This is a genomic window from uncultured Clostridium sp., from assembly GCF_934754915.1.
Lineage (GTDB): Bacteria > Bacillota > Clostridia > Clostridiales > Clostridiaceae > Clostridium.
Genome location: NZ_CAKVKB010000231.1, coordinates 1 through 3,717 on the forward strand (window position 1 = coordinate 1; position 3,717 = coordinate 3,717).

The 3,717-nt window shown below is 27.4% G+C and carries 3 protein-coding genes; 1 reads left to right on the forward strand and 2 read right to left on the reverse strand.

The features are described 5' to 3' along the window. Nucleotides 1-442: 442 nt before the first annotated feature. On the reverse strand, nt 443-1,423 hold the full coding sequence (locus Q0F58_RS18000) for a D-isomer specific 2-hydroxyacid dehydrogenase family protein (protein ID WP_294379232.1): 981 nt from the start codon (nt 1,421-1,423) through the stop codon (nt 443-445). A 305-nt stretch (nt 1,424-1,728) separates the two neighbouring features. On the opposite strand from Q0F58_RS18000, the gene Q0F58_RS18005 reads away from it, so the two are divergent. After that, the gene (locus tag Q0F58_RS18005; RefSeq protein WP_294379233.1) at nt 1,729-2,757 is read left to right on the forward strand and encodes a 3-deoxy-7-phosphoheptulonate synthase; all 1,029 of its coding nucleotides are present in this window, start codon (nt 1,729-1,731) and stop codon (nt 2,755-2,757) included. Nucleotides 2,758-2,926: 169 nt separating this feature from the next. Here the strand turns inward: Q0F58_RS18005 and Q0F58_RS18010 are convergent, their stop codons facing one another. Next, entirely contained in the window at nt 2,927-3,634 is a 708-nt protein-coding gene (locus tag Q0F58_RS18010) for an MgtC/SapB family protein (protein ID WP_294379234.1), read from the reverse strand. Nucleotides 3,635-3,717: the final 83 nt, after the last annotated feature.

Here is a 3,717-nt window from a genome sequence, read left to right on the forward strand (position 1 = left end):
AATAGCTCCTGCGCTACCTTGTAAGAAAAAAATTAATTCTTTTGATAAATTCATTATTTTCACCTCAAAAGTATTTTTTATTGTTTTTTATTTAGTTAACAAATTTTAATTGATTAAAATATTAATAATATATTTAAAAATGTGCTGTTATATTAGTTACAACAACACATTTAGAAATTAATATCTGAAAGAAATCATATATATTCAGATATTATAACATAATTAACAATCCAACAATACAAAAAAGATTCTATTGAATATTTCGGCAAAAATAAGTTAAATAGGAATATGTATTGTTTACATTGTTGAGTATATTACCCTATGTTTAATAAAATATCTTGAAAATATCTGATTTCTTTTTCTGCAATATATTATTTAATATAACATCGCCATATTCTTATGTCAATATTTTACAATTGATTATTTGCAAAATAATCAATACTTATAATACCTGCCATGGATTATCTTTATTTTCATTAAATAACAAGATACTTTTTATTGAATTTTCAACCATATCACTTACAGCCTGATCGGTATAAAATGCAGTATGAGGCGTTACAATTACATTGGGAAATGAACTTAAAATTGCAAGTTGCCTATTGTTTAGCACATGACCTTTTAAATCGTTATAATATAATCCTGTTTCATTTTCTATTACATCTAATGCTGCACCTGCAATTTTTTTGTTTTCTATTGCATTAATAAAATCATCAGTATTTATTAAGGAACCTCTTCCTGTATTTATTATATATACATTATCTTTCATTTTTTCTATATTTTCTTTATTTATCAAATGATAATTATCATCTGTAGCAGGCATATGAAGGGTTAATATATCACTATTTTTAAGAACATAATCAAGATCTTTATATTCTGCATATTTTTTTATACTTTTTTTTTCATAAATATCATGAGCAATAATTCTGCATCCAAATCCGCTTAGATGTTTTATTACAGTTTCACCAATACGCCCAGTACCCAAAACACCTATTGTCAGATTTTCAATTTCTCTTCCTTGAACCATATTTAGAGAAAAATCTTGATTAGAACTTCTATTCATTATCAACTTCATTTTTCTAAGACTCATAAGAATCATCATTATTGTATAATCTGCAACACTATTAGGAGAGTATGTAGCATTTCCAATATGAATTCCTATTTTTTTAGCATAATTTAAATCAATGTGATCATATCCTATTGTTCTTGTAGATATAAATTTTACGCCAAGTTTTTTAAATTCATCTAGAAGTTCTTTATTTATAGGTGTTGTTATTATACTTATATATTCTATATCCTTAGCAAGATGTGCTGTTTCCATATTAGGAGCAGAATCTGTAAGTACGACTTCCACATTATATTTTTTACTAAATGCTTTGAAATATTCTGTTTCATCTTTTCTATGACTGTATGCTAGTATTTTCAATGTTGTATTCCTTCTTTCATAAAATTTCATCTAAATTATTTGAATATCATACTTTAAATTAATAATGTACAGCTTATAAATAGTTTAAAAATTTTTTTAACTATTATATTGCAACGTAATATGTTGTTTTATTGTAGTAAATATTCTTAATTTATAATCTGTTATGTTAAATACTATTTTAGCATATTTTTATCGAATTAATTACATTGACTGAGAATTATTACATTTTTAATATTACTTGACTAAAGTTATCAGTAATTATATAGTAAATAATGTACACAAAAAAATATAAGGGGGCATTTGTAATGAGTTTTACAAATTTAAGAAAAATTCCATCTCCAGAGGAAATAATAGCAATGACACCTTTGGAAGAACATCTACAAAAAATAAAAGCTGAAAGAGATGCTGAAATAAAAGATATTTTTTCTGGAAAGTCTGATAAATTCGTTGTCATCATAGGACCTTGTTCAGCAGATGATGAAAATTCAGTATGCGATTATATAAACAGATTGGCAAAAGTTAATGAAAAAGTTAAAGATAAATTATTTATAGTTCCTAGAATCTATACTAATAAGCCAAGAACTACTGGAGAAGGCTATAAAGGAATGCTTCATCAGCCAGATCCTGAAAAGTCACCTAATATGCTTGAAGGTCTATTATCTATAAGAAGAATGTTTATAAGAGCAATAAAAGAAACTTATCTTACTCCAGCTGATGAAATGTTATATCCTTGCAATCATATTTATTGTGGAGATTTATTAACTTATGTTGCAGTTGGTGCAAGAAGTGTTGAAAATCAACAGCATAGACTAACAGCAAGTGGTGTTGATGTTCCAGTAGGAATGAAAAATCCAACAAGTGGAGATTTAGGTGTAATGTTTAATTCTATACATGCAGCACATTGTCAACATGATTTTATATATAAAGATCATGAAGTAAGTACAAGTGGAAATCCTTATGCTCATGCAATAATGAGAGGATCTGTAAATAAACATGGAAACAGCATTCCTAACTATCATTATGAAGATTTATTAAGGGTTGCTGATCTTTACAGCCAGCATAATTTCCCAAATCCAGCTGTTATTGTTGATGCAAATCACAATAATTCAAATAAAAAATTCTATGAACAACCTCGTATAGTTAAAGAAGTTTTACATAGCCGTGATTATAATCCAACATTAAAGAAACTTGTTAAAGGTGTAATGATTGAAAGTTATATAGAAGAAGGATCACAAAAAATAGATGAACATATTTATGGTAAATCAATAACTGATCCTTGCCTTGGATGGGATGATACTGAAAGACTTCTTTATTTCATCGCAGAACATGTTTAATTAATTATATTTAATAACTTAAAATCTTTGTTTCTATTAGATTTTAGTTATTCAGCATTATAATAAAAATTTAAGTCTAATAAAAAAATTAAAAACATCTCTTGAATCTTAATCAAAATTCAAGAGATGTTTTCGTATATTACATAATGGATTATATAATATTTTTCCACTACATTGCTTCTTCAGCAAAATATACTCCTTCTATATTGTTGAGCTGAAGAAGATAATCACTGTGATCACATTTTTTATTAAGAGTAAGGGTCATTGTAAGTCCAACCATTCCTCTTTCCATGTCATCATTTTTCTTTACTTCTATATTTGAAACTTTTGTACCGTCTGCTTTAACCATACTCAGAAAATTTGTAACTCCACAAATATCCTGAAGTTCAACATATACTTCAATAGTTTTTGAATGAGTTCTTGTATATAAATCAAGTTTATGAAGAACTGTAACAACAGCAAGAAGATATATACATGTTATTATAGCACCTTCATAAAAACCTATTCCAATAGCTAGTCCCATACAAGCGCAAGCCCATAATCCTGCAGCTGTGGTCAATCCTTTAACCTGATTGCGTCCTACGACCATTATTGTTCCTGCACCAAGAAAACCTATTCCGCTTATTACTTGAGCTCCAAGCCTGCTTGCATCTGTTGCAACCCCAAGAATATCTGTCATATACTGACTTGTTATCATTACCATGGTAGCTCCGATACATACTACAATATGTGTACGAAATCCAGCAGGACGCTTCTTTTTCCCTCTTTCATGTCCTAAAATACCAGCACAAATAGTTGCAAGAGTAAGTCTTACAATTATTGATAAAGTATTTATTTCTCTTAAATAACTCATTAAATAATTATATGAATCTTTCATATATAGCCCGTTACTAAAAACTTATAAAAATCTATAAAAAATTATAAAATCTTATGTTTTATTCCTTTTTCATTGTATCTGTT